General features: G+C 65.2%; 27 protein-coding genes and 1 pseudogene. 1 reads left to right on the top strand and 27 read right to left on the bottom strand.

Going from position 1 to position 20,930, the window contains the following annotated elements; genetic code table 11:
- Nucleotides 1–18: 18 nt before the first annotated feature.
- The 21 genes and pseudogenes from GO606_RS06160 to GO606_RS22080 form a co-directional block, all read right to left on the bottom strand.
- A complete protein-coding gene (locus GO606_RS06160; protein ID WP_169119202.1) occupies nucleotides 19–1,173 on the bottom strand; it encodes a CpaE/TadZ family protein in 1,155 nt (384 codons plus the stop codon).
- A gap of 29 nt (nucleotides 1,174–1,202) precedes the next feature.
- Nucleotides 1,203–1,646 (bottom strand): TadE family protein, encoded by a 444-nt coding sequence (locus GO606_RS06165; protein ID WP_169119201.1) that lies wholly within the window; start codon nucleotides 1,644–1,646, stop codon nucleotides 1,203–1,205.
- Nucleotides 1,643–2,092 carry a TadE/TadG family type IV pilus assembly protein gene (locus tag GO606_RS06170; RefSeq protein WP_169119200.1) on the bottom strand — a complete coding sequence of 150 codons (450 nt, stop codon included), beginning with the start codon at nucleotides 2,090–2,092 and terminating at the stop codon, nucleotides 1,643–1,645. The genes GO606_RS06165 and GO606_RS06170 overlap by 4 nt, the downstream gene beginning before the upstream one ends.
- 11 nt (nucleotides 2,093–2,103) lie before the next feature.
- The gene (locus GO606_RS06175; protein WP_246979405.1) at nucleotides 2,104–3,426 is read right to left on the bottom strand and encodes a pilus assembly protein TadG-related protein; all 1,323 of its coding nucleotides are present in this window, start codon (nucleotides 3,424–3,426) and stop codon (nucleotides 2,104–2,106) included.
- A gap of 25 nt (nucleotides 3,427–3,451) precedes the next feature.
- On the bottom strand, nucleotides 3,452–3,736 hold the full coding sequence (locus GO606_RS06180) for a pilus assembly protein (RefSeq protein ID WP_169119198.1): 285 nt from the start codon (nucleotides 3,734–3,736) through the stop codon (nucleotides 3,452–3,454).
- Between the two features lie 11 nt (nucleotides 3,737–3,747).
- The gene (locus tag GO606_RS06185) at nucleotides 3,748–5,445 is read right to left on the bottom strand and encodes a type II and III secretion system protein family protein (RefSeq protein WP_169119197.1); all 1,698 of its coding nucleotides are present in this window, start codon (nucleotides 5,443–5,445) and stop codon (nucleotides 3,748–3,750) included.
- Between the two features lie 35 nt (nucleotides 5,446–5,480).
- Nucleotides 5,481–6,326 (bottom strand): Flp pilus assembly protein CpaB, encoded by an 846-nt coding sequence (gene cpaB, locus GO606_RS06190; protein ID WP_169119196.1) that lies wholly within the window; start codon nucleotides 6,324–6,326, stop codon nucleotides 5,481–5,483.
- A 130-nt stretch (nucleotides 6,327–6,456) separates the two neighbouring features.
- Nucleotides 6,457–7,764: a P-loop NTPase family protein gene (locus GO606_RS06195; RefSeq protein ID WP_169119195.1), complete on the bottom strand. Its 1,308-nt coding sequence runs from the start codon at nucleotides 7,762–7,764 to the stop codon at nucleotides 6,457–6,459.
- 22 nt (nucleotides 7,765–7,786) lie between these two features.
- Nucleotides 7,787–8,350 (bottom strand): A24 family peptidase, encoded by a 564-nt coding sequence (locus GO606_RS06200; protein ID WP_169119194.1) that lies wholly within the window; start codon nucleotides 8,348–8,350, stop codon nucleotides 7,787–7,789.
- Nucleotides 8,351–8,453: 103 nt separating this feature from the next.
- Nucleotides 8,454–8,621, bottom strand: a complete 168-nt coding sequence (locus tag GO606_RS06205; RefSeq protein ID WP_169119193.1) for a Flp family type IVb pilin — start codon at nucleotides 8,619–8,621, stop codon at nucleotides 8,454–8,456.
- A gap of 117 nt (nucleotides 8,622–8,738) precedes the next feature.
- Nucleotides 8,739–8,930 carry a Flp family type IVb pilin gene (locus GO606_RS06210; protein ID WP_169119192.1) on the bottom strand — a complete coding sequence of 64 codons (192 nt, stop codon included), beginning with the start codon at nucleotides 8,928–8,930 and terminating at the stop codon, nucleotides 8,739–8,741.
- 361 nt (nucleotides 8,931–9,291) lie between these two features.
- Nucleotides 9,292–9,912: a methyltransferase family protein gene (locus GO606_RS06215; protein WP_169119191.1), complete on the bottom strand. Its 621-nt coding sequence runs from the start codon at nucleotides 9,910–9,912 to the stop codon at nucleotides 9,292–9,294.
- Nucleotides 9,913–10,170: 258 nt separating this feature from the next.
- A complete protein-coding gene (locus tag GO606_RS06220) occupies nucleotides 10,171–10,554 on the bottom strand; it encodes a response regulator (RefSeq protein ID WP_169119190.1) in 384 nt (127 codons plus the stop codon).
- 277 nt (nucleotides 10,555–10,831) lie between these two features.
- Entirely contained in the window at nucleotides 10,832–11,731 is a 900-nt protein-coding gene (locus GO606_RS06225; protein ID WP_169119189.1) for a DUF4351 domain-containing protein, read from the bottom strand.
- Nucleotides 11,732–11,764: 33 nt separating this feature from the next.
- The gene (locus GO606_RS06230; RefSeq protein ID WP_169119188.1) at nucleotides 11,765–12,088 is read right to left on the bottom strand and encodes a type II toxin-antitoxin system HicB family antitoxin; all 324 of its coding nucleotides are present in this window, start codon (nucleotides 12,086–12,088) and stop codon (nucleotides 11,765–11,767) included.
- The gene (locus GO606_RS06235; protein ID WP_169119187.1) at nucleotides 12,078–12,335 is read right to left on the bottom strand and encodes a toxin HicA; all 258 of its coding nucleotides are present in this window, start codon (nucleotides 12,333–12,335) and stop codon (nucleotides 12,078–12,080) included. The genes GO606_RS06230 and GO606_RS06235 overlap by 11 nt, the downstream gene beginning before the upstream one ends.
- 169 nt (nucleotides 12,336–12,504) lie before the next feature.
- Entirely contained in the window at nucleotides 12,505–12,744 is a 240-nt protein-coding gene (locus tag GO606_RS06240) for a DUF4351 domain-containing protein (RefSeq protein ID WP_169119186.1), read from the bottom strand.
- 59 nt (nucleotides 12,745–12,803) lie between these two features.
- A complete protein-coding gene (locus GO606_RS06245) occupies nucleotides 12,804–13,799 on the bottom strand; it encodes a DUF4351 domain-containing protein (RefSeq protein WP_246979407.1) in 996 nt (331 codons plus the stop codon).
- A gap of 192 nt (nucleotides 13,800–13,991) precedes the next feature.
- Nucleotides 13,992–15,611, bottom strand: a complete 1,620-nt coding sequence (locus tag GO606_RS06250) for a S8 family serine peptidase (protein WP_169120187.1) — start codon at nucleotides 15,609–15,611, stop codon at nucleotides 13,992–13,994.
- Between the two features lie 368 nt (nucleotides 15,612–15,979).
- Nucleotides 15,980–16,258 (bottom strand): annotated as a pseudogene (gene tnpA / locus GO606_RS06255) (IS200/IS605 family transposase); the annotation flags it as partial.
- 50 nt (nucleotides 16,259–16,308) lie between these two features.
- The gene (locus GO606_RS22080) at nucleotides 16,309–16,623 is read right to left on the bottom strand and encodes a DUF2933 domain-containing protein (protein ID WP_425532200.1); all 315 of its coding nucleotides are present in this window, start codon (nucleotides 16,621–16,623) and stop codon (nucleotides 16,309–16,311) included.
- Between the two features lie 147 nt (nucleotides 16,624–16,770).
- Here GO606_RS22080 and copK point away from each other — a divergent pair, with 147 nt between their 5' ends.
- A complete protein-coding gene (gene copK, locus GO606_RS06260; RefSeq protein ID WP_169120183.1) occupies nucleotides 16,771–17,052 on the top strand; it encodes a periplasmic Cu(I)/Cu(II)-binding protein CopK in 282 nt (93 codons plus the stop codon).
- Nucleotides 17,053–17,409: 357 nt separating this feature from the next.
- Here copK and GO606_RS06265 read toward each other — a convergent pair whose 3' ends face one another.
- The 6 genes from GO606_RS06265 to GO606_RS06290 all read right to left on the bottom strand — a co-directional run bounded on the left by GO606_RS06265 (nucleotide 17,410) and on the right by GO606_RS06290 (nucleotide 20,925).
- On the bottom strand, nucleotides 17,410–17,688 hold the full coding sequence (locus tag GO606_RS06265; RefSeq protein ID WP_169120181.1) for a hypothetical protein: 279 nt from the start codon (nucleotides 17,686–17,688) through the stop codon (nucleotides 17,410–17,412).
- Between the two features lie 184 nt (nucleotides 17,689–17,872).
- Nucleotides 17,873–18,655 carry an HD-GYP domain-containing protein gene (locus GO606_RS06270; RefSeq protein WP_169120179.1) on the bottom strand — a complete coding sequence of 261 codons (783 nt, stop codon included), beginning with the start codon at nucleotides 18,653–18,655 and terminating at the stop codon, nucleotides 17,873–17,875.
- A gap of 44 nt (nucleotides 18,656–18,699) precedes the next feature.
- A complete protein-coding gene (locus GO606_RS06275) occupies nucleotides 18,700–19,356 on the bottom strand; it encodes a methyltransferase family protein (protein WP_169120178.1) in 657 nt (218 codons plus the stop codon).
- On the bottom strand, nucleotides 19,353–19,607 hold the full coding sequence (locus GO606_RS06280) for a DUF2933 domain-containing protein (RefSeq protein WP_169120176.1): 255 nt from the start codon (nucleotides 19,605–19,607) through the stop codon (nucleotides 19,353–19,355). The genes GO606_RS06275 and GO606_RS06280 overlap by 4 nt, the downstream gene beginning before the upstream one ends.
- An 11-nt stretch (nucleotides 19,608–19,618) precedes the next feature.
- Nucleotides 19,619–20,038 (bottom strand): hypothetical protein, encoded by a 420-nt coding sequence (locus tag GO606_RS06285; protein ID WP_246979409.1) that lies wholly within the window; start codon nucleotides 20,036–20,038, stop codon nucleotides 19,619–19,621.
- A 47-nt stretch (nucleotides 20,039–20,085) separates the two neighbouring features.
- Nucleotides 20,086–20,925, bottom strand: a complete 840-nt coding sequence (locus tag GO606_RS06290) for a class I SAM-dependent methyltransferase (protein WP_246979411.1) — start codon at nucleotides 20,923–20,925, stop codon at nucleotides 20,086–20,088.
- Nucleotides 20,926–20,930 lie beyond the last annotated feature (5 nt).

A 20,930-nucleotide genomic window follows, 5' to 3' on the forward strand; every position in this document is an offset into this window, starting at 1 on the left:
AGTTGTTGGCAGTCGGCTTCAGTGCGTCGCGAACAGGCGCCCGAGCCAGCCCTTGCCAGTCTTCTCCGGCTCGGCGGCAAGCGATTCGGCGATCTCGCGCAAGGCCTTCGTCACCGGGCTGCTCTTCGCCAGCCGTGCGATCGGCTCGCCCTGATTTACCGACGCGGCGACCGCCTCGTAACAATTCGGCACCGTCTTGAACACCTTCGCATTGACCGTGCGTTCCAGGTCCTGCAGCCCGATGTCGCTGTTCTTCTGGTGGCGATTGACGATCAGCCCGACTTTCGACATCGGGTAACCCAGCGACACGAACACCTCGACCAGGCGCTTGGCTTCGCGGATGAACGGCAACGTGAGCTGCACCACCGGAAAGATCCTGTCCGCCATGTCGAACGGTCGCAGGCTCACCGCGTCGAGCGAGCGGCCGACATCGACGATGACGAAGTCGTAGTTCGCGCGCGCCACCTTGAGGATCGCCTCGACGTGCTCGGGCTTGACGTCAGTCGCGTGTGCCGGGTCCTCCGGTGCCGCGAGGAGGTGGAAACCGGGCGCGACCTCGATCATCGCCGACGCGAGGAAGGCGGCATCGAGGCGATGGATCTGCTGGCACACCAGCGCGAGGTTGCTCGCCGGCTTCTGGTCGGTGACGAACATTGCCGCGTCGCCGAACTGCAGGTTCAGATCGATCAGCGCGACCCGTTTGGCATGGGTGGTGGCGAGCACCCACGCGAGGTTCGTCGCGAGAAAGGTCGCGCCGCTGCCGCCCTTGCACGAGGTCATCGCGAGGATCTTGCCGTCGGCCGCGGCGCCGCCGCGCTTGCGGACAATGCGTGCGAGCGCCGCCTTGAGGGCCTCGACGCCCGGCGCGCTCGACAGCACTTCGCGTCCGCCGGCGCGAAAGACCTGCAGCTGGAAGGCGGTCGAGGTGTCGGCAGTGATGACGATCGGGTCGATCGTGGGATAGCGCTGCGTCAGCCGCTCGAGTGCGTCGAGGCCGCTCGGCTCGAAGGCATCGAGTACGACGATATCGGGCACCGTGCCGTTGACGGCGCCGATCGGATCGTTCGACGTCGCGTGTCCGACTGCGACGTCCATCGCCTGGCCCGCCTGAACCAGCGTTGTGCGCAGGCGCTCGGCGTTGTCATGGCTGTCGGAAAGAATTCTGATTTTCATGGCGTCCTCTCAACGCGGTAGCGGTGCGGTCAACTGCACACGGGATTGCCGGAACTGCTCATGCTTTCGCGCGGCAGCGTCGTCTGGAACGCGGGCAGCGGCACGGCAAGGGGAACGAACGGAATCACCGTCTGGTGCGTGTAGTTCGACAGGCGTACCCGCACCGACTTGCAGGTCGCGACGTCACAAGAGGCGTTGGGGGGATCGAGATAGTCGATTGTGATCGTCGCCGCCGCGAACGACGGCAGCATCTGTCGCATGCGGGTCTCGATGATCGAGGCATCCTTGTCGCAGACGACCGCAAGGCGCGCGCCGAGCCGGGTGGCTTCCGCTGCGGCGTTCCAGGTCCACAGCATCCGTCCGAACTCCATGATGCCGATCAGCAAGGTGAAGAACAGCGCTGCGACCACCGCGAATTCAACCGCGGCGACACCGCACTGCCGCTTCCTGTCGTTTGTGATTCGCGAGTTCATAGCTGCGACCTCATCGTGACCGCGATGTTGTTGAAGGTGATGTCCGGCATCACGTACTCGACGACGGAGTTGTACGGATAGCCGCTGATCCGCACCGTCACCGTGTTGATCGTCCCGGTTCCGGTCGTCACGGTGTTCTCGACGCCGGTGCAGCTGAGGATCGTGTCACAGGTCTGCACCATGCCTGTTTTCAGGCCTGGCGCCAGCGCCGCGCCGCTGCAATCCGGGCTGCCATGCACCGCCAGACACTTGGCGATCGCGTGCTCGACAGGATCCCCCGGCGTTTTCGATGTCAGATGGCGGGCGGCGTCGCGCACCGCCTTGCCCAGGGTGTTGTACGAGTAGATCGCGCGGCCGAACTCGGTGATGCCGAAGCCCAGCATCACCAGCGGGATAAGCAGAATCCCGAATTCGACGGCGGCGACACCGCGCATGTGGCGACGCATGGCTCGAATCCTCACTGGACCAGGGCGGGCACCAGCGGCCCGACCGAGGTTGAGCTGCCGACCGCGCCCGAGGTGGCGCAGGGGCTGCCCGGTTCATTCGATGCGCCGAGATACTCGGCGCTGACGGTGACGTCGCTGCCAGCCTTCTTGTATGGTTCCAGCATCAGGATGCAGGCATAGCCGCGGATTGGTGCGTGCTGTCCGCCGGCGAAAGAGTCGCACTGCAGGAAGGGTACGGTGACCAGGCGTCGGTCTGCGCCGAACGAGATCATCTGCGCAGTGCTGGCCCGGGTTGTTCCGTTGGGCAGTTCGGAACTTTGTACCTGGAGGTGCGAAGTGCGCGCCGCGACGAAGTTCGGCGTGCCTTCGACAACGGAGCCCTTGTACGCGTCACGGCCCAATGACCAGTTCGTCGTGTTGTAGGCGAGGCCGGTGAAGTCGGGCGGGGCGCTCTTCAGTTCGTCGTCCGTACACGACGCTCCCCCCTGACAGATCCCGAAGCGCGTGTTGAACGCCTTGCCGATACTAGTCTTCTGGCCGGCGTCGCCGACACAGCCCGGTGTTGGGGTCGAATTGCCAGAGGTAGGACAGGTGGGCGGGCCGTTCGGCGGCAGATTGCACTGTCCCGCTCCCTCGAACAGGCAGGAGAGTTCCTGCGCGCCCTTGCCGGAGCAATTGGGCGTAGTCGTGCTCGGATCGAAGTCCACCCAGCGGAAATCGCCCGTCAGGTTTTCCATCGTACCGCCGCCGCTTTCCTTGAAGTTCATCGAGTACCAGTTGCCCTTGACGTAGCCGAAGTGCGGTGCCGAGCTGCCGGGGGTGGTGCATAGGCCCATGGGAATCGCGCAGTTGTTCTGCGACGGGGATAGGGTGGCGGTGGCAAGGGCGCTCACCGTTTGATCGTCGAAGCCCATGACCTGCATGAACCACGGCGCTATTCCGCTTTCGGTAATCGTGCAGCGCACGTACTTCGAGTTGCCGGTCGCCCCCCCTGCGGACAGCCACGAACCGGCGAGCGAAGTCGAGAACGTCACATCGATGTCCGCGACCTGGATGGCGCCGCCCTGAAAATCGACGCGGTTCTCCGCTCCGACCGTCTTGCCTGCATTTTCGGCCCGCGTGAAGTTTTCCGCCGGAATCGGCGAGCCGGTCAGCTCGTAGGACGCAGCCAGCGCACAGGCATCGGCCGCGTTCTGCAACTCGGTCTTGGTCAGATAGAGATGACCACCATCGAGTGCGAGGCCGGCGAATCCCATCAGCACCACCAGCGACAGCCCGGTGATGATCGCGACCGTACCGCGCTGCCGGGAACGTATGCTGAAAGCCTTTGGCATGTCTGCTCTCCTCGCGCGCATGGTGTCAGCGCCCCGAACCGCCGCTGCCCACGCCGATGGTGAACACGTTGGGTTGGGGCTGGGGTTGCGTATAGCTCTTGGCATATTCGCCCATCGCCCCCTGCGCCGCCTTGCCGTCGATTCCCGCGACCGGGTCGGCGTTGTGTGAGGCGTCGGGGGCGATCACCTGCTGCGCGGCGACGGTTCGCGCGGCTTCGCCGAAACGGGCGTCCCAGTGGGGCGAGGTGGACATGCAGCCGGTCAGGCCCAGGATCACCAGGGCGCCGGTCAGGTTCGCGAATTTGTTCATGATCCGCCTCCTCACTTGGGTTCGAAGCCGCCGCGGGCGGGCTCGGTGATGCCGGGCATCGTTTCCATCCTGTCGGCTGGAGCGGGTCCATCGCCTTCGACCTTGCCGCGCAGAATCACGTCGGCGCGGTTCGGCTCGACGTAGTTGTCGGTCGGCAGTGCGTAGTCCGGCGGCAGCGGCTTCACCAGGCGCGGCGTGATGACGAACACCAGCTCGGAGCGGTCGGTCTGGAATTCGGTGCTGCGGAACAGCGCGCCGAGCACCGGGATCTCGCCGAGGAAGGGGAAGGCCTTGATGTTGGTCGTCGTGTTGTTCTTGATCAGGCCGCCGATCGCGAAGCTCTGGCCATCGTGCAGCTGGACGGTGGTGAAGGCCCGGCGCGTCGTGAAGGATGGCAGGATCGCCAGGCCATTGATGCCCGGTGCAGTGAGGCCGACACCCTCGCGGTTCAGTTCGGATACCTCAGGCCGCACCGCGAGGTTGATGCGCCCGCCTTCCAGCACGGTGGGCGTGAATTTCACCGAAACGCCGAACTCCTTTTCCTCCAGCGTGATCGTTCTCCCGCCCCCGTCGTTCTGCGATACCGGAATGAAAATCTTGCCGCCGGCGAGGAAGCTGCCTTCCTGGCCGCTGATCGCCATCACCGTCGGCTCGGCGAGGATCTTGATCAGGCCGTCGCTCTTCAATGCATCGACGCTGAGCATCGTGCTGTTGCTGCCGGAGATCAGCGGGATCTTGGTTACGTCGCTGCCGATCGTCGCTTCGCCGATCGGCGCGGTGATCGCGCTGGTCGCGCTGCTGTTGCTGAGGGCGTCGACGATGCCGCCGCCGACGCGGGCGCCGACCGTGCCCGACACCTGGCCGCCGACGGCGCCGCGTCCGCCGAAGACGCCGGACAGGAAGCGGATCATCGAGCCGTCGCCGGCGGCATAGGCGCGGGTGAAGTCGATGCCGAAGCGGTCGAGCACTGCTTTCGACACCTCCGCGACCTTCACTTCCAGCATCACCTGTTGCGGCGCCCCGACGTTGAGCATGTTCAGCACCCGCACGTTGCGTCCGTCCTCTCCGCCGCCGTCCCGAACGTACGCCGAGGCGATCTCGACGGCGCGATCGACCTTCGTCGCGTCGCTGACGGTGCCGGTGAGCACCAGCGAGTCGTACGCCGAGCTCACCTTGATACCGGTCTCGTTTGGAAGCAGGGTTGCGAGGGCGCCCTGCACCGAGGTCACGTCCATTGCCACAACCACGTCGAGCGCGGTGCAGCCGCCGGAGCGGTCGACGAGCACGACGTTCGTCGAGCCGACGGTCTTGCCGAGCAGGTAGATCTCGTTCGGGCTCAGCAGCAGCACGTCGACCTGGGCGACGCCGGGGCGGCCGTCGGCCTGCTTCGTTTGCGGGGCGCCCTTGTCGTCCTTCGCGGGTTCGGTGCTCGGGCGCGCGGCCTGGGCGTTTTCCGGGTTGCCGAGCAGGATGCGCGTGACGGGAACCTGCGGCCGGATCACCGACGACTTGCCGACCGGGATCGTCACCATCGGCGCGATTTCGACACGCCCGCAGGGCGAGCCGCCGCCAGCGACGGCGGCGGCGGGTTTTTTCGCCGGCGTGCCGGTGACGGCCGCCTGTGCCGCGCCGGACAGCATCAGCGCGATGAACGCTGTCGTGCCAACCCCCGCGAGCCTGCGACTGCTGCTGTTCTTGTTCGTGGTCATGATGTCCCCTGCGATCCGTGATCGGTTCGATTTGGCTAGAAGCATTCGTTGACCTTGCTGACGCCGCGGATCACCTCGACGCAGACCTGTGCGCCGGGGGCGGGCGCAGGGCGCGGCTTGGCGGCGGCGCGGCGCGGGGCCGCCACCTTGACCGGGGCCGGGGGCGGCACCTCGACCGAGGTGCGCAGCAGCATCGCCTTGGTAATGCCGGCGGTCTCGGTGGGGCTCGAATCGATCTGGTTGCGCAGCACCAGCGACAGGTTGCCGACGCTGCGCGCGAGGTCGAGCCGCTCGGCCTGCTCGGGGGTGACTTCGAGCGTGACGGCATTGACGACGCGGGGCTTCGTCTCGTCGCGGTTCGCTTCCTGCGCGACGGCGAGCACGAGGATGCGCTCGAGCACGATCTTCGAGATCATCCGGTCCTCGTTGTTCTGTTTCGCTCCCGCGTCCTCGGTATTCACCATGATGTCGACATAGTTGCCGGGCAGCGTGAAGCCGGCGACGCCAACGACGTCATTGACGCGCACGGTGATCGCGCGCTTGCCGTCGGGCACGACTGCGGAAAGCCCCCCTTTGGTGCCGACCGGGGCGAGGCGGGATTCAAGGATCGGTTCGCCGGGCTGGATGCCGGTGATCGCGACGCGGCCGTCGAGCGCGGCGAGATCGGTGAAGGCGCCGCTGGGAATGCTGCTGGATGGCCACTCCACGAGGCGGATCGCCTCCGGCCCGATTCGGCCGCCGAGTTGCAGCTCGACTGCCGCGACGGCGATGCGGTTGCCGTCGCCGCCGGTCTTCGCCTGCAGCCAGCGTGTCCCGAGGGCGACGGCGGCAAGGCCGGCGAGCATCGCGACCAGAAGAAAGACGAGACCTTTGGCCTTCATGTGAGCCCCCTTGTTTCCGGACCGTCAGAGTCTGCCTCGCGGTCCTGCAAATGCCCGCCGTGGCGGGCGTTCCGGTGCCAGTGCCGGCGGCCATCGGTGCGCCGCCGGCCCCTCCCTTCGATGCGCGGCCCTAGCGGGTCGCGAAGTAGTTGTGCCAGGCCCAGTGCAGCGCGTCGGGCGTCAGCTGTGCCGGTTCGCCGAGGTAGCGGGCGAGGTCGGCGATCTGGTTCACGATGTCGCGCGGGAAGCACGCCAGCAGCGGCTGCCCATGCACCGCGTGGTAGTCATTCAGCAGCGTCTGAAACACGGCGTCATCAAACGGTACGCCGCTTTCTTCGCAAACGCACGTGAATATGTTCCTGTATTCGTCTTCGTCCATCGGCCCGATATGGATCTTGTAGCCGAGGCGGCGCAGGAAGGCCGGGTCGGCGACGTCGGACGGCATCAGGTTCGTCGAGAACACCAGCACGACGTCGAACGGCAGCGTGAACTTCGTGCCGCTGTGCAGCGCGAGGTAGTCGTGACGCCGGTCCATCGGCACGATCCAGCGGTTCATCAGCTGCTCCGGCGTGACGAGCTGCCGGCCGAGGTCATCGACGACGAACAGCCCGCCATTCGCCTTGACGTGCGGCGGCGCCTGGTAGAAGCCGGTGCCCGCGTCGTAGTCGAGGTCGAGCATGCGCAGCGTCAGTTCGCCGCCGGTGATCGCGACCGGCCGCCGGCAGCGCACCCAGCGCAGGTCCGGCCGCAGCAGGTTGTCGAGCACCGCGGGACGATGGTCGTCCTCGACCGGCGCATGGATCAGCGGGTCGAACACCTGAATGATCTCGCCGTCGACGAGGATCGCGTGCGGCACTGCGACGTCGCCATCGAGCAGCAGCGCGAGCCGTTCGGCGAGGTAGGTCTTGCCGGCGCCCGCGGGGCCGTAGAGGAACAGCGCACGTCCCGAACCCATCGCGGCGCCGAGCTGGTCGCACACTTCCGGCTTGATGATCAGACCGCGAAACGCTTCGTTCACGCCCTCGCGGGTCACGCACATCTTCGTCACCGACTGGCGCTCGACCTGGGCGACATACGCCGCGAGGCCGACCGGCGCGGCGCCGGCGTATTTGCAGCGGCCGAGGAATTCGGCGGCGCGCGCGCGGCCTGCGTCGGTGAGTTCATACAGGATGTCGCCGTCCGTCTCGCCGCGGCGCATGACTTCACAGATCCGCTCCGCGCGCATGAACGCGAGCAGGCTTTCGAGCACGTTCGCTGGCAGGCGCAGCTGCTGCGACAGCTCGGTGAGGCGCAGCTGGCCGCGCACGAACAGCAGCTTCGCCGCGAGTTCGACGAGGAACAGCAGCGGCAGCCCGGTTTCTTCGAGCGTGCGCGGCGCGCGCGGGAAGCCGGACGGTTCGTCGAAGGGGATCACTCGGGCGCTGGAAGAGGCGTTCATGGCGAAGCTCCGCAAAATCCGTTCAGCTCAGTGCCCAGCCGCCGGAGCGGACCAGTATCAGTTGCAACAAGGTGCCGGCGGCGATCGCCACCGCGTAAGGCATGCGCCCGGCGGTCTGCGCGAGCGGTTCGAAGCGCGGGCTTTCGCCGCCCGCGGCGCGTACTGCGCTGGTGGTCAGCATGAAGCGCAGGTTCGCCGCGAGTTGCCGGAACGAGCGTTGCCACAGCGCCATGCCGAGCGCGAGCACGCCGCCGGCGAGGAACGTCAGCACGACCACGCCGAAAGTCTGCAGCGGACCGAGGAAGGCGCCGACCATCATCATCAGCTTGACGTCGCCGGCGCCCATCGCGCGTAGCAGATAGAGGGGAAACAGCGCTGCGAAGCCAACGGCGACGCCGGGAAGGGCGGACAACAAGCCAATGACGCCACCCTCTGGATGCAGCGGACCCAGACCCGAAGGAGGCAAGAGTTGAAGCAGCGAGCCAAGCACCAAACCGATCAGGACAAGGGCGTTCGGAATCCGGCGCCGGCGAATATCCGTGACCACAGCGATCGCAAGAAGCGCGCACAAGAGGATCGCAGTCATAGCTGCCTCCAACGCTACTGTAAGCATTTGAGTGGAACAGGGACTTGAAGGAGAGATCCCGGATACAGCAATCCCATCCGAAACCTCTCGTCAATTGACCAACTCAGAGTTTCAGTTCGTCCCGGATTTTTTCGAAGACAAGTTTGAGGTTGTCCCCGACCTCACCTACAGCTGCGATGATCACGACTGCAATCAGCGCCGCAATCAGCCCGTACTCAATCGCCGTCACGCCTTCTTCATCCCGAATGAACTGCTTCATCATTTCCAACATGATTCTCTCCTTCATCAAGAAAACGCCGGACCTCCGGCTGCCAAACCGGAGCGGGAGGCCCGTTCCGGGAAACCGCTGCGAGTCGCTTTTGCCCCTCGCAGTAAAACCTCTACCCCTTCAGGACACCGCGTCCGTCACCTTTGCGGCAACGTCGTCATAGAGCACCTTGAGGTTGTCCCCGACCAGGCCGACCGAACCAACAATGACGCCGAAGATCAGGGCCGCCAGCAGTGCGTACTCAATAGCGGTGACGCCGTCCTGTTCCGCCCGGAATGCGTTGAGCATTGTCATGATCTGCACGGTCTTCATTTCCGTCGTCCCGTCCTGTGCGTCTTGAGTTCAGATTAGGCTCCCCGCTTTTTCGCGACATCGGCAATTGCGCCCAATCCGGCTAGTCATATGCAACGAGGGACATGGGTGACAGTTGTCACGGCTGGCATTAACCCGGCGTATGGCCTGCGCGGGGCGATCCGGGTGCTTCGTGCCGCAGAGTGCTTGTGCCTGGGCGCTTGTGCTTGAGCAACACAGCAGCGGCTCCGGCAGAAACGATCGCACGCAGCGCAGGTCGCGTTGGTGGACGGGCGACGGGAAAATAGGCGGGCAGGAAGCGCAAAGCGCCGCGGCGTCCCGTTGAGCGGGAGGCCGCGGCGCATTTGTCGAGGCTTGCGTATCAGAACACGAACGGGATGAGCCGCCACCTGACGCGGCTGCGATAGGCCTGGTACTCGGGTGTCTGTCCGAGATGTCTTTCCTCGAAATGCACGCGCGCCAGCAGCAGGCTCAGGCTGGCCGTCACGATCAGCAGATTCCGGGTCGAAAAATTGGCCGCGAGGTAGAACGAAAATGTGACCAGATAGCTGGTGTAGATCGGATGTCGGACGAGCGAATACATGCCACGGGTCTTGAGTTCGCGCAGCGCCGGAACAATGGCCAAGCTGCGGTTCAGCGACAGCACGCCGGCGATTTGCAGCGCCGAACCGAGCATCAGACCCCATTCGGCGATCGGCACCGGGCTATCCGCCGTGGGGCGGAGAAGCAGCGGAAGAAACGTTCCCGCGACGGCCACGACCCACTCGGAAGGTTTTGTCGTGAGCGTTTTCGGCGGCGTGCGCAGCAGGAAAAATACCGCGACGAGCGTTTCGGCTATGGCGAATACCAAGAGACTTGTTTTTCCGGTTTGCGCGAAGCCGAAAAGATGCGCGACCGCGAAAAGCAGCCACAACACCGAGAGGGCTGCACCGGTCAGCGACTGTGTTTGCGCTGAACCCAGGATGTGTGCGGTACGGGCCATTTGACATATCTCCACGCTTTGTTCCCACCGGGCAGCAATCCCGCCGTCAATACCTTTTCGGACGGCGCGCGTGTCATTCCAGCGGGGTTTGTCTCGAACGCTGCCGGCGGGTGCTGCTTTCCCGCGACGATTCGGTCTATCGGATTCCGATTTTCATGGTGATCCGGCGGCGCCGGTTCGGCATCGGCCGATGCGACTAGCCGGGGTGGTCTCGTTTGCCCGTCCGGTCCGTGACAATTGTCACCTTCAACTTTCCCTTCAGCCGGTCGCCCTGCGGATCGCCGCGATCAGTTCTTCGCCCGGTGCGGTTTTCGCAATGAAGCCGACCGCGCCGAGGCGTAGCGCCCGCAGGCGTACGCCGGGTTCGGCGAGGCAGGTGAAGACGACGATCGCGGCGCTGCAGCAGTCGAGAAGCAGCGGAATGAGGTCGAGCCCATCCTCGCCGCCGAGGTCGGCATCGAGCACGATGACGTGGGGCCGGACGCTGCGGGCGAGTTCGAGCGCCTGGCGGCCGCCGCGGGCGTGACCCGCGACCCGCATACGCGGCGCCTCGCTTTCGATCAGCGCGGTCACGCCGGCCAGAATCGCCCGCTGGTCGTCGACCAGGAGAACTTCGATCGGCGAGGCGGAAACGCTCGACACGGTGGCGTGCTCCACGCATGCGGCGAAGGCCGCGGATGATCGCAAGGTACAGCGAACACCGTAAGCGGCCCATAGTAAGAGATGCCCGGATTCGGCAGGACAAAACGACCGGGGGAGCGACGATGCATGGACGATGAGGCTTCCTCGTGCCTGGCCGCCGCGGTGAGGATGCAGGCTGCGTTCGGAGTGCGGCTGACGGCGACCCGCGAGCGGGTGCAGCGATGTGGTCGAGCAGGAGGCGACCTGCCGGAATGCGCCGGCTGCCGCGCCGGCCGAATCAGTCGTCGGCGAAGACTTCGTCGAGGCTCGCGGCGTCGATCACCCGGTCGGCCCAGGTTTCCAGTTGCTCGGAGTCGGCACGGGCAAGGCGGTCGAGCACGTTCTGCGGAAGCGGGCCGAAGCGGCGGGTGAGCAGGCGGCGCAGGATGGTGCCTTCGCCTTTCACTATGCCTTGCTCCAGGCCTTTTTCCATGCCTTTTTGCATACCGCGCTCGATTGCGAGCCGTTCGACGCTGGTCACGTATCGCACTTTCCGTTCTCCTTCAATGTCTTCGATATCCTGCCACAGTTTGGCCTCGAGGGCCTTCGGCAGCTGCATCATCCAGTCGAGCACCGAGAACAGGCGCAGGATGCGGCGCTTGTTCCAGTCGCGTTCGTAGAGCAGGCGAACGAGCCGGCGTTTGGCCTGGAAGCGGGTGGCGGGATCCTGGCGGGTCTGGCGCGTGAGCAGGTGGGCCGCGGTTATGAGCGCGAACGGGTTCGTGTCCGCGAGCAGGGCGTCGAGCCGCTCGGCGTGGTCCGTCAGTTTGGCGACCGGAAAGCGGATGCCGGTCTCGCAGCCGAATGCTTCGACGTGGAACTGGTCGGGTCGCCACCCGGCCTCTTCATCCGCGAGCACGGCGAGGCTCGCCACCGGGCGGTCGTAGCGGTCGAAGAGGCGGTAGTTGTAGACGAACATGCGCCTGGCGAAGTCCGCTTCGCGGCTGCCCTGCACCTCGACATGGACGTACACCCATCCTTCGCCGCCGCCGAGGCGCGTGACCCGCACCAGCTTATCGACAAAGCGCCGGCCGAGCTCGGCGTCGCGCACGACCTGGCGCAGTTCCTGGTCGAGAAAGACGTGTTCGTGCGTCCAGTCGATCTGGCGATGGGCGTCGGGAAAAGGCAGCGGCCGCAACCAAACTCGATGATCCGTGGTGGCCGTAGCCGATCAAGCAGCCAGCTTGGCGCTCGCGAGACGGTTCAGGCTGACTCCTTGTTCGGCAGCCTGCATCGCCAAGGCGCGATGGACCTCAGGCGGAATGCGAACCCGGAATTCGCCGCTGTAGTGTTTTTCAGCAATCGGTGACGGGATCTTCTCGCCAGCGGTCTGCATCTCGGCCACAACATCCGCTACCACTTGGCGGATGCCTTTCAAGGCCGCTTCCGGCGTTTCAGCCAGCCACGACAGCGACGGAAATTCCGCGCACAGGCCCACATGTTCGCCATCCTCCGGCGACCACGTAACGCGGTAGGTATAGTGATCAACGCTCACGGTGCATTTCCTCCAACTTCGCGATTGCGAGAAGCACCTGCCGAACCTGATATGCCTTGGCTTTTCCCTTGTCGTCCTGAATGTTGATTCGAGGATCGCCAGCCCAAGGTGTCTTGAAAATCGCGTGACTGGTGCCAATCTGGCGTGGCTTGCCGAAGTATTCCTCGCAGACTTTCTTGAGGTCACCGAACCGGACATTAGCCGGTTCATGTCGCATCTGATCAAGGATCTTCTTCGAAGCCGCCATGTGGAAAATGGTATCAATAGTGGCACCACATTTTCAAGCTGATCGCGACTTCCGATACAAAAAAATCCCGGCCGTAGCCGTGCTCAGCCGCGAATGGGCCGGTTCGCGGCTGAAGCCGCTCCTGCAATGTGTCGTCGAGGCAGTTCCGCGAGCCGGACTCTCGCGATGGTCAGTCCTCGGCGAAGACTTCGTCGAGGTTCGTGGCGTCGATCACGCGGTCGGCCCAGGTTTCCAGTTGCGCGGACTCGGCGCGGGCGAGGCGGTCGAGCACGTCCTGCGGAAGCGGGCCGAAGCGGCGGGTGAGCTGGCGGCGCAGGATGGTGCCTTCGCCCTTCACTATGCCTTGCTCCAGGCCCTTTTCCATGCCGCGCTCGATTGCGAGCCGTTCGACGCTGGTCACGTATCGCACTTTCCGTTCTCCTTCAATGTCTGCGACTGCACCAGTTTGCCGACGACGTGCCGGCCGAGTCAGTCCTCTGCGAAGACTTCGTCGAGGCTCGCGGCGTCGATCACCCGGTCCGCCCAGGTTTCCAGTTGCTCGGAGTCGGCACGGGCAAGGCGGTCGAGGACGTTCTGCGGAAGCGGACCGAAGCGGCGGGTGAGCAGGCGGCGCAGGATGGTGCCTTCGCCTTCGATACGGCCTTTCTCCATGCCTTTCTCCATGCCTTTCTCCATGCCTTTTTCCATGCCCTGTTGCATGCCGCGCTCAGTCGCGAGCCGTTCGACGCTGGTCACGTATCGCACTTTCCGTTCTCCTTCAATGTCTTCGATATCCTGCCACAGTTTGGCCTCGAGGGCCTTCGGCAGCTGCATCATCCAGTCGAGCACCGAGAACAGGCGCAGGATGCGGCGCTTGTTCCAGTCGCGTTCGTAGAGCAGGCGAACGAGCCGGCGTTTGGCCTGGAAGCGGGTGGCGGGATCCTGGCGGGTCTGGCGGGTGAGCAGGTGGGCCGCGGTTATGAGCGCGAACGGGTTCGTGTCCGCGAGCAGGGCGTCGAGCCGCTCGGCGTGGTCCGTCAGTTTGGCGACCGGGAAGCGGATGCCGGTCTCGCAGCCGAATGCTTCGACGTGGAACTGGTCGGGTCGCCACCCGGCCTCTTCATCCGCGAGCACGGCGAGGCTCGCCACCGGGCGGTCGTAGCGGTCGAAGAGGCGGTAGTTGTAGACGAACATGCGCCTGGCAAAGTCCGCTTCGCGGCTGCCCTGCACCTCGACATGGACGTACACCCATCCTTCGCCGCCGCCGAGGCGCGTGACCCGCACCAGCTTATCGACGAAGCGCCGGCCGAGCTCGGCATCGCGCACGACCTGGCGGAGTTCCTGGTCGAGAAAGACATGTTCGTGCGTCCAGTCGATCTGGCGATGGGCGTCGGGAAAGTAGAAGGCGATGAATTCGGGGAAGGCTTCTTCGAGCGCTTCCTTCCACGGGCTGTCGTATTGATCCGCTTCCGTTGTTGATGTCATGGCGCGATCCGTCTTTCAGAGGACGAAGCGCGTAATGATATTGGCATTGCTTCCACGCGTCCAGCATGCAGCGCGCGCGGGCGTCGGGCCTCGCACGGTGGGCAGGGCGCTGATGCGCGGCGCGCGCCGCGCGGGTGGGCGGCGGGGCGCGCCTGCGGCTAACCCGCCCGAAGGCTGCGGATGTGCGAAGCGCTAGAAAACGACGACGGCCTCGTTCGAGCAGGTGGCCGTTCCCGCTTCGCACAGCTTGTAGGTGTAGGCGCCGCCGCCGTTCTTGTTGATGGGGTCGGTGTAGGCCCCGTCGTTGCTCTCGGGAGGGGTGGACACGACGCTGCCGTTGCGCCAGACGTCGACGAAGGTGGATGTTGCGCCGGTCCATTGCAGATTGGCCTTCTGCAGGCCTTTGACCTTGTAGCCGGTGGCGGTCAGGCTGATGTTGGCGGGGGGCGGGGCGGGATCGTCGGCGGTCAGGGCCTGGTAGGCATTCACCCGGCCGTATTTCACCCAGGCGCGGAAGTTCTGGCCGAGCGCGCCCTGTGCGTCGGCGCCGTCTTCGATGTGGCTGCGCACTTGCGCATTCGTGATGCCGGGATAGTGCGCCCAGACCAGCGCGGCGACGCCGGCGACGTGCGGCGACGCCATCGAAGTGCCCGACAGCCAGGTGTAGCAGCCGTCGGGGTCGTTCGCGGGCAAGCCGCAGGCGGCGTTCGGATAGGCGGAGAGAATGTTGTGGCCGGGCGCGGCGACCGACACCCAGGCGGAACCGAAGCTCGAGAAATACGCGAGGTTGTCGTGCCGGTCGGTTGCCGCGACGGAGATGACTTCGGGGAAGGCGGCCGGGTAGTGGCGGGTCGCCGCATAGTCGTTACCCGCCGCGGCGACCAGCACCACGCCCTTGTTCCAGGCGTACGTGATCGCATCCGCTTCGGCCTGCGACGGTGAATAGGGATTGGGGTCGCTGCCGTAGCTCATGTTGATGACCTTGTAGCCCTGATCGGCGGCATAGAGGATGCCTTCGACCGAGTCCGCGACGTCGCACATGCCGAGCAGCGGAAAGGACTCCGACGGGTATTCGCGGCACACTTTCAGCGAGCCGATTTTCGCGCTCCACCCCACGCCGGCGGTGCCCCTGCCGTTGTCGGTGTTGGCGGCGGCAATGCCCGCGACGTGCGTGCCGTGTCCGATCAGGTCGCCGGGCGTGCTGCTGATCGTGAAGTTCTTCTGCTCGACACATTTGCCGAGCAGATCGACGTGGGTACATTCGACGCCGGCATCGAGGATCGCGATCCTGACGGTGTCGCTGCCACGCGAGAGATCCCAGGCCTGCGGCGCGTCGATATCCGCATTCAGCGTGCCCGTCACGTTGGCGCCGGTATCCGGTTCGTACAGCGGCTGGGCGGTGTTGTCGAGCCCCCACTGTTCGGGAAAGTAATCGATGCCGAGCCCCACCGGCGGCGACGGGTCCGCACCCTCGGTGGGCAGGACCAGCAGCCGGTAATGGTTCGGTTCGGCATAGCGGACATTGGGATTGCGCTGATAGAGCGCAATCGCGTCCTCGACCGTCCCCGGCGGCACCGCGAGCACCTGCACGCCGATCGCCGCGAAGCGCCGCACCAGTTGCGCCCCGGCGGCGGCATGCGCCTGCGCGATGTCGGCGCCTGGCGTGCCGGGCCGGAAGGCGACCAGGACCCGGTCCGGCGCGAAGCGCGGCGGTGGCGTGACGCCCGCTGGGAGGCCGCCGGCATCGGCGAGTGGCGCGGCGAGCAGGAACAAGGCGCCGACGAGCGGTGCGACGAAGGTGGTATGACGCATGATCTTGTCCTCCGGGGTAACGGCTGACGTCTCGGGAACGGGAAAACCCGGCACGACGCTGCGGCGGCCTGCGGATTGCGGATTGCGGATTGCGGCCCGCCGTGCCGGTCGCCCGACCTGCCGAGGAGCTCGCGCAATGGCTTGCCGAACCCGCCGGACACATCCACTTTAGTGCGCGGCGGACGCTGCGCGCGCGGGAGGAGATGCCCGTCGCGCCTATGACAATTCGACTAGCGGGCTGGGCCGCCGTGGGGGCAGTGGGTTGCACGGCATGGACAAACCGCAGGCGAGTCTGACCCGGTGCGCGGCAAGCCCCGGCCTTCAGGCCGGGGAAGGATAGCGCGGGCGGCGTAGCCGTCCTGGTGGTTTCAGTGTGGGCTCTGCTGTTGTTCGATGTACTGGCGCACGATGGAAATCGGCGCCCCGCCGCAGGATGAGGCGAAGTAGGAAGGCGACCACAGCACGCCTTTCCAGTAGCGTTTCTCGATGTCGGGCCGCTCCTTGCGCAGCAAGCGGCTGGACACGCCCTTGAGGCTGTTGACGAGGTGGGAGACGGCCACCTTCGGCGGATATTCCACCCACAGGTGAACATGATCGTCCTCGCCATCCATTTCGATCAGTTGCGCCTCGAAGTCAGCGCATACGCGGCGCCTCGCTCTCGATCAGCGCGGTCACGCCGGCCAGGATCGCCCGCTGGTCATCGACGAGCAGGACTTCGATCGGAGGGGCCGAAACAATAAGCATGGCGGCGTGATCCACGCATGCGGCAAAGGCCGCGGATGATCGCAAGGTACCGCGAACGCGGTAAGCGGCCTATGGTAAGAGATGCCCGGATTCGGCAGGACAAAACGACCGGGCGGTGGATTCGGCAGGACAAAACAACCGGGCGGTGGAGCGACGATGCATCGACGATGAGTCTGCCTCGTGCCCGGCCGCGGTGACCGCCATGCCCGCCATGCATGAACAGATGCATCAGCGGGAGCCCCGCCTGTCCGGGAGATGACCGGAAGATGAACCAAAAGTAATGCTCAGGTCATCTTGTGGTCAGTGGCGTCCGCCTAGCATGTGTCCAGGGTTGCTCGAACGCGAGCGCCTGATTCGAACACGGCGTTACCCGCCCGGTTTGATCCGAAGTAACACAGCTCACAAGGAGTAAATCATGTTGATGAAAATCGCCGCCGCCGCCGCGTCCGTACTGATCGCCACCTCGGTTTTCGCCGCCGACAAGGTCAACGTCGCCAAGTTCTACGAACTGAAGGACGGTTCCACGGTGTATGTGTTCAAGGACGGCAAGATGGCCATGGAAAACAAGGCCGGCCAGGTTGTCTCGATGAAGGAGGGCCACGCGATGGAGACGAAGGATGGCCAGAAGATCATGATGAAGGGCAACGAGGTCTGGCGTCTCGACGATGCGCTGAATCACGATCGTCGCGGCAACTGAAGAGAAGGCGCGCGGCCGCGCCAGGTTCCGGATGGCCCCCCTTGCCCGCAGACATGGGGCCATCGCCATTTTCGCGTGAGTGGGTACGCCGGACCTATTCGTTGCTGATCAGACTCTGTTTGACGCGACCGGATCGGTCCGATGTCGCGTCACTTGCCTGAACGGTTTTCAGTCCCGGGCATTCCGATGCAGCCATGATCGCATTCGACGATCCAGCGCCTGCGCAGCACGACGGCGCAATAACGGTAGCTCACGGCGTTCCCGGAACAGCCCGCGGCGGCTGCGAGAAGGTGGCAGACGCAGCGCTCGCCGTGGGTCTGCCCGGATTTGAAATGCATGAAAGGGCGGGACATCGCGTTACTTCATGTCGCGCTGGTGATCGTGCCGCTTGTCCGGCGTCTTGTCCTCGTGCACGGATCTTTCGCCCGAGGGCGCCGCTTGCCTGGCGGGCACGCCGAGCTTTTCGGCGACATGGCTGTGGCGCGGTTTCACCTGCGCCGGGCTGCCCGGCGCGGTGGTCTCCGTGTTTTCCCCTTTGGCATCGACCGGGGGGGTATCCTGCGCGGCGCCTGCGCCGACGGAAAACGTCATGGCGATGGCAAATACGCTGAGGACGAAGCTTGTCGTGCGTTTCATGATGATCTCCGGCGATGGGCGTTGAATCGGATCGGGAGCGTCCGGCTGGCCGCGCCCGAGTCTCTTGAAGACGCTGTCAGTGTGCGCCGGCGCGGCTGTCCGGTCGATGACGAACGGATTACAGATGAGTCAGGATGCCGACGCGGCCTGCCGACACGTGCCGCCTTCACCACTGCGATGGCCGCTACGTTCGCCGGTGCGATGGCCGGTCGGTTCGGCCGAAATCGGCTTCGCTGCACTTCAACTCGACCATGCGCCGCAAAGCCGGCTCTTCGGCAACGAAAAGCCGGACCGCCTCAGGGTCGAACTGGCTGCCGCTCATGCGCCGGATTTCCGCCATCGCCGTTTCGAACGGCAGCGCGTGCCGATAGGGGCGGTCCGAGGTCATCGCATCGAGCGCGTCGATCACGGCAAACAGTCGCGCCCCCAACGGGATGGCTTCGCCACGCAAACCACGCGGATACCCTGTGCCGTCGAAGCGTTCCTCGTGGCAGCGCACGATTTCTGCCGCGTCCTCCATGCCTGCGAGGTGACTGACGAGGTGATGGCCGTCGTCGGGATGGCGGCGCATCACGGTCCATTCGTCGTCGTCGAGCGGTCCGTTCTTCAACAAGATACGGTCCGGGACGCCGATCTTCCCGATGTCGTGAAGCAGCGCGCCCCAGTAAATTTGGGTGAGGCGCCGCTCGTCGTGCGGAAAGAAGCGTTTTGCCAGGACGACCGTGTGGCAGGCGACGCGCCGCGAGTGGAGACCGGTCTCGTGTTCGCGCAGATCGAGCGCGCTGGCGAGCGCTTCGGCGAAACCGGCGTTCAGATCGCCGCAAGCCGAACACTCCGCCGCGAGCGGTTCGAGAAAGCAGCGTTCGCAGAGCGCATCGCCGGTTTCCGGCCGGTCCCGGGATGCGATGAGAGCGCCGCAGCAACTGCATGTCGCCGCTGAAGTGGTCGAAGTGCGTGAATCGTTCAAGGCCGCAATCTCCCTCGATGGCCGTGCGATCGAACCCGGTTTCGTCAGTTCCGCGGCGCCCCGGACTGTTGCGCACCCAGGCGGGGGATGAACGCGGGCGTGCGTTCGAGGTAGCGGCGGTACGCATCGCCGAATTCGGCGACCGCGTCGCGCTCCTCGTGCCGCGCGAGCCGCGCGTAGACGACGAGCAGGATCGGGAACAGCACGAGCGTGATCAGCGTCGGCCACTGCAGCAGGAAGCCGAACATCACGAGCACGAAGGCGACGTACTGGGGATGTCGGATGCTGGCATAGGGACCGCTGTCGGCCACCCGGTGCTCGCGCTGGGCTTCGTAGAGCACCGGCCAGGCTTTCGCGAGCAGCCAGAATCCGCCGACGATGAACACCGTGCTGAGCAGGTGGAAGGGGCCGAAATGCGGATTCGAGCGCCAGCCGACCATCGTCTCGAGCAGGTGCCCGGAATCATGGGCGAGGAAATCCACCCCCGGAAAACGCGACGACAGCCAGCCGGACAGCAGGTAAATCGTCAGCGGGAAGCCATACATCTCGGTGAACAGCGCGACGATGAACGCCGAGTAGGCACCGAACGAGCGCCAGTCGCGCTTGCTGCGCGGCCTGGCGAAGCTGAACGCGAACGCGATGAAGAACAGCGAATTGATCACGACCAGCGACCACAGGCCATAGGCGGGCGTGTCGCTCATTTTTCATCTCCTTGCACACTTCTCGGCTTCGTCCCGTGATCGTGCCCGCCGTGACCGCCATGCATGAACAGATGCATCAGCGGACACGCGAGCACTATCAGCCAGGGGAGGAAGCCGAGTACGTGGGCGCGGTGCTCGGTGAAAAGCAAGAACACCGCCAGCGCGAGAAATCCGGCGAAGACCCACTTCGCCCGCGAGCCGGAGCGGGCGTGTGGATGGGATGACTGCTCCTTGTCGTCCAGCGATTTCATGTGTCTCCCCATTAACGGCGGCGGTATTCGAATAAGGCTTCAATCGGCTTCGCTGTTCCGGGCAGGCGGATTTCCAACGCGATTCGGTACGGGCCATCGCCCGTCAGGATGAAATAGCCGCCGAAGCTCGTCGCTTCTTCGATACGCATCGGCTCAAGTTGCTTGCGTGTACCGGCCAGGCCGAGGTCGGCCACGGTCGCCCGCACATCGGCCTCGGTGATGCGCTGGCCGGCCGTATCAAAGAGGGCGACGACCAGGTGATAGGCGTTCTTCCCGGTGGAAACGCCGCCATGCATGGCCCGCTCTTCGTGAGGCAGCGGGTGCTTGCCGGCGACCTGTGCGGGCAGGATGCCGTAATAGATCTCGATGCCCTGCACGGTTGCGTGCTGCCCCGACTCGACCGCATGGGCGAAAGCCGCCGTGACCAGCATGATCAGCGCAGCGATCCAGTGCCGAATCGTTCGCGGGTACTCTTTTCTCATGATCCTTCTCCTTGCGTTGAAGCGGGACGTGCCACCCAGAAAGACAGCAACTGCATCCAGCGCCCGTGCCTTCGGACTGAGCCGAATCCGCTCCGATGCAGAAAAGCGGGGATCTCGCCGCGCAGGTTGCCGGCAGTCATCGGCATCGCCAGCAAGGGCCAGACCAGCAGCCACCACAGCGGGTTCGCCGGCCGGTCGAGGTCGGCGATGACAAGACGTCCCGAGGGCTTCAGGACGCGTCGCACACTCTTGAGCCCGGCTTCCTTCGCCTGCGGCGGCAGGTGATGCAGCATCACGCTCGCCAGCACCACGTCGAATGAGGCGTCGGGAAACGGCAGCGTTTCGATCGCGGCAAGCTGGAAGCTCGCGCGGCTGCCCGCGCGGGCGGCATTCTCACGTGCGACGCCGATCATCGCCGGTGCCGCGTCAATCCCGACGGCCTCGCCCGACGGCCCGACTGCTTCTGCGGCGAGCCGGGTCAGCACGCCCGTGCCGCAGCCAACTTCCAGCACGCGCTCGCCTGGGCGCAGGGCGGCATGGCGCAGCGTCTCGATCCGAAAGGCTTTGCCGAGACCGAGCTTGGGACAGTACCAATCATAGATCGGTGCAGCCCAGCCCATGGTCATTCCCGCCGTGTGCGGGACGGGGCCTGGGGGAAAGGCGTTTGAGCGGCGCAACTGCAAGGCACCCCAGATGAGCAACGCCGGGCAGATAAGCAGAATGGCGACCACGATCGCGCTCGCCCACGTGAGTCCCCACAGCCACAGGATCGCCGCCGCCATCGCAATGGCCAGGGCGGGGCAGATCCACATCCAGTTGTCGATGCGTCGGTTCATCCGGC

The organism is Aromatoleum anaerobium (assembly GCF_012910705.2).
Lineage (GTDB): Bacteria > Pseudomonadota > Gammaproteobacteria > Burkholderiales > Rhodocyclaceae > Aromatoleum > Aromatoleum anaerobium.

Bases quoted from the DNA above. Each gene is read 5' to 3' on its own strand.
- GO606_RS06160 (WP_169119202.1), bottom strand. From the start codon at position 1,173: ATGAAAATCAGAATTCTTTCCGACAGCCATGACAACGCCGAGCGCCTG.
- GO606_RS06165 (WP_169119201.1), bottom strand. From the start codon at position 1,646: ATGAACTCGCGAATCACAAACGACAGGAAGCGGCAGTGCGGTGTCGCC.
- GO606_RS06170 (WP_169119200.1), bottom strand. From the start codon at position 2,092: ATGCGTCGCCACATGCGCGGTGTCGCCGCCGTCGAATTCGGGATTCTG.
- GO606_RS06175 (WP_246979405.1), bottom strand. From the start codon at position 3,426: ATGCCAAAGGCTTTCAGCATACGTTCCCGGCAGCGCGGTACGGTCGCG.
- GO606_RS06180 (WP_169119198.1), bottom strand. From the start codon at position 3,736: ATGAACAAATTCGCGAACCTGACCGGCGCCCTGGTGATCCTGGGCCTG.
- GO606_RS06185 (WP_169119197.1), bottom strand. From the start codon at position 5,445: ATGACCACGAACAAGAACAGCAGCAGTCGCAGGCTCGCGGGGGTTGGC.
- cpaB (WP_169119196.1), bottom strand. From the start codon at position 6,326: ATGAAGGCCAAAGGTCTCGTCTTTCTTCTGGTCGCGATGCTCGCCGGC.
- GO606_RS06195 (WP_169119195.1), bottom strand. From the start codon at position 7,764: ATGAACGCCTCTTCCAGCGCCCGAGTGATCCCCTTCGACGAACCGTCC.
- GO606_RS06200 (WP_169119194.1), bottom strand. From the start codon at position 8,350: ATGACTGCGATCCTCTTGTGCGCGCTTCTTGCGATCGCTGTGGTCACG.
- GO606_RS06205 (WP_169119193.1), bottom strand. From the start codon at position 8,621: ATGTTGGAAATGATGAAGCAGTTCATTCGGGATGAAGAAGGCGTGACG.
- GO606_RS06210 (WP_169119192.1), bottom strand. From the start codon at position 8,930: ATGAAGACCGTGCAGATCATGACAATGCTCAACGCATTCCGGGCGGAA.
- GO606_RS06215 (WP_169119191.1), bottom strand. From the start codon at position 9,912: ATGGCCCGTACCGCACACATCCTGGGTTCAGCGCAAACACAGTCGCTG.
- GO606_RS06235 (WP_169119187.1), bottom strand. From the start codon at position 12,335: ATGGCGGCTTCGAAGAAGATCCTTGATCAGATGCGACATGAACCGGCT.
- GO606_RS06245 (WP_246979407.1), bottom strand. From the start codon at position 13,799: ATGACATCAACAACGGAAGCGGATCAATACGACAGCCCGTGGAAGGAA.
- GO606_RS06250 (WP_169120187.1), bottom strand. From the start codon at position 15,611: ATGCGTCATACCACCTTCGTCGCACCGCTCGTCGGCGCCTTGTTCCTG.
- copK (WP_169120183.1), top strand. From the start codon at position 16,771: ATGTTGATGAAAATCGCCGCCGCCGCCGCGTCCGTACTGATCGCCACC.
- GO606_RS06265 (WP_169120181.1), bottom strand. From the start codon at position 17,688: ATGAAACGCACGACAAGCTTCGTCCTCAGCGTATTTGCCATCGCCATG.
- GO606_RS06275 (WP_169120178.1), bottom strand. From the start codon at position 19,356: ATGAGCGACACGCCCGCCTATGGCCTGTGGTCGCTGGTCGTGATCAAT.
- GO606_RS06280 (WP_169120176.1), bottom strand. From the start codon at position 19,607: ATGAAATCGCTGGACGACAAGGAGCAGTCATCCCATCCACACGCCCGC.
- GO606_RS06285 (WP_246979409.1), bottom strand. From the start codon at position 20,038: ATGCTGGTCACGGCGGCTTTCGCCCATGCGGTCGAGTCGGGGCAGCAC.
- GO606_RS06290 (WP_246979411.1), bottom strand. From the start codon at position 20,925: ATGAACCGACGCATCGACAACTGGATGTGGATCTGCCCCGCCCTGGCC.